Origin of the sequence: Parafrankia sp. Ea1.12 (genome assembly GCF_900465275.1) — a bacterium.
Classification (GTDB): Bacteria; Actinomycetota; Actinomycetes; order Frankiales; family Frankiaceae; genus Parafrankia; species Parafrankia soli.
Window position 1 is genome coordinate 1 of sequence record NZ_UBIZ01000370.1, and the last position, 2,047, is coordinate 2,047.

Annotated in this window: 1 protein-coding gene; it reads left to right on the top strand. The window is 75.2% G+C overall.

The features are described from left to right. Nucleotides 1–2,047 (top strand): tetratricopeptide repeat protein (locus tag FMEAI12_RS20985; protein ID WP_368672094.1); only part of this gene is annotated, 2,047 nt, incomplete at both ends.

Genomic DNA, 2,047 nt, shown 5'->3' on the forward strand with positions numbered 1-2,047 from the left:
GGCACGGACACCGGAGCGGCGCCGGCAGCCCAGGTGCCGCGGCTGGCTCCCGAGCACGCGCAGGCCCTCGACCGGCTGCTGTACGCCTATCTGGCGGTGCTGCGCGGCGCGGTCGACGAGTTCGCGCCGGGCACCGCGCGCACCATCGAGCCCGCCGCCCACACCCCCGCCGCGGGTGGCTCCGGTGGACCGGGCCACGCCGTCGACCCGGACGTGGTCGCGGCACTCACCGCCCAGCCGCTGCTGTGGTTCGGCGGCGAGCGGGTCAACCTGCTGGCCCTCGTCGACCAGGCGCACCGGCACGGCCTCGACGAGCCGACCTGGCTGCTCGCGATCGAGGCCGCCGAGTTCTGCGCCTTCGGCGCGCACTGGTCGGACTGGGAGCGGATCCACACCCTCGCGCTCGCGGCGGCGCGGCGGCGCGGCAACCGGCTGGCCGAGGCGGTCCTGCTGTGCGGCCTGGGCGAACGCGACATCACCCTCGCCTTCGAGCACGCCTTCTGGCGGCTGGACGCGCCCGGTGCCGACAACGACGGGGAGCCGGCGGCCGTCCTCGGTGCCCGCGCCGCCGACCACCTCGACCTCGCGACCGAGCGCCTGGAACGTGCCCGTTCGATCTTCGTCGAGTACGACGACGCGCTCGGCGAGGCCCGCACCCTGCACGGGCTGGCCGACGCCGCGCGCGGGCGCGGGGACGCCGAGGGCGCGGTGGAGCACTTCGAGCAGTGCCTGGCGCTGACCCGCCGCGGCGGCGCGCGGCGCGCGGAGGCCGAGGCGCTGATCTGCCTGGCGATGGCGCACGGCGACCGCGACGAGCTGGGCGAGGGCATCACCTGCCTGTCGATCAGCCTGTCGATCGCGCGCGAGCTGACCAGCCGGTCGCTGGAAGCCCTCGCGCTGCGCCGGCTCGGCGACCTGCACCGGCACCGGCCGGAACGCGCCCTGGCCCACTACAACGAGAGCCTGCCGCTGCTGAGCGCGCTGCCCGACATCCTGTGGGAGCCGCGGATCCTGGTCCGGCGGGGCGACATCCTGGCGCGCCTCGACGATCATCTCGCCGCGCGCCGGTCCTGGCAGCAGGCGGTCACCCTGCTGCGCCAGCACGGTTCCACCGAGCTCGCCGCGGCCGAGTCGCGGCTGACCCGCCCGGCGAGCACCGCGCCGACCCAGTTCGCCAGCGGCCGGCTGCTCGGCGACTTCGACCCGGCCTACTTCATCGGACGGGTCGCCACGAGCCGGCGCAGCGTCCGCCTGCTCAACACGTGGACGGACCTGCTGGCCCCGGCGCACGTCGAGGCCTTCGCCGAGGCTCTGCTCACCGCGGTCGACGCTGGGGCGATGGTGCAGATCCTGCTCCTGGACCCCGACTCCCCGCCCGCGGCCGGCCGGGCCGAGGACCTGCTGCACAGCATCGACGTCCCGAATGTGATCAGGGCGAACCTGCGCGTGCTCGACACCGTGCGGGCGCGGCTGGTCCCCGCGCTGCGACCCCGGCTCTCCGTGCGGATCTATGGCGACCAGCCACTGACGACCTACCACCGGTGGGACAGCGGGGCCCTGATCTCGACCTTCCCGTTCGGGCACTCGTCGGCAGCCACGACCCAGCACGAGGCGGCGATCTCCTCGACCCTCGTCCAGTTCGTCGAGCAGCACTTCGAGAAGATCTGGCATCCCGACCGCAGTGTCAGCCTCGACGACTATCTCCGGGTCCCGCTGCGCATCCTGCGCACCCACGGCCCCGACCGGGACGCCCGCACGATTCAGGCGAGGTACGCGCGGCTGGGCGACACGGTCTACCTGGCCGACGAGGAGCTGACCCGGCTCGTCCACGACGGCGGCGCCGACGGCCTCGTCACCGAGATCGGCGGCACCGGCCGCCACCCGCTCACCGAGCTGCACCGGTGCCGGGTCGTGCCGGCCTGGGAGGGGCGTGACCGCGCCGCGGACGCCTTCGCGAAGAAGTACGGACCGCAGACCACGGCCCCCGCGCCGGACGGCCCGCCGCTGCGGCTCGCGCCGATGCGCCCCCCGCCGCCCGCGCCCACTC